The organism is Pseudoalteromonas piscicida, assembly GCF_002744175.1.
In the GTDB taxonomy this organism is placed as follows: Bacteria; Pseudomonadota; Gammaproteobacteria; order Enterobacterales; family Alteromonadaceae; genus Pseudoalteromonas; species Pseudoalteromonas piscicida_B.
In genome coordinates, this window is record NZ_NKHF01000125.1 from 1 (window position 1) to 408 (window position 408).

The 408-nt window shown below is 40.0% G+C and carries 1 protein-coding gene; it reads right to left on the reverse strand.

Annotated features, from left to right (window positions below; all coding sequences use genetic code 11):
- Positions 1-4: 4 nt before the first annotated feature.
- The gene (locus CEX98_RS22040) at positions 5-388 is read right to left on the reverse strand and encodes a hypothetical protein (protein ID WP_099644122.1); all 384 of its coding nucleotides are present in this window, start codon (positions 386-388) and stop codon (positions 5-7) included.
- Positions 389-408: the final 20 nt, after the last annotated feature.

Consider the following 408-nt stretch of genomic DNA (forward strand, 5'->3'; position numbering starts at 1 on the left):
TTTGTTATAAGGCGACCTGTTTGCGCACGAAATTCCACGCTGTGGAAGAACAAACGAAACCAAGAACACCACTCAAACCTAAAAATGTAGCGGATCTGATACTAATTTCAGTCCCCCCAACTCCAAAAAATAAAATCGGTGTAAGGATACCTAGAGTAAAACCAAAAACAGTAAAAATTGCAAAACTTACCCGAATTGACCATGAGTAGTATTGCCACAGACGGATTAATGGATACGCAAAAACTAAGCAAATAATTAGTGCTACAGGTAATGCAATAATGCCAAATATTGTTGCAGCAGCGCCATAAGACGGCAAGCTGATTACTATTAGAAGCAAAGCTGCAACAAAAGCTGACTGGACACTAGAAGTAATTACCAGCTTGAACATATCCGAGCCTTATAACGCCC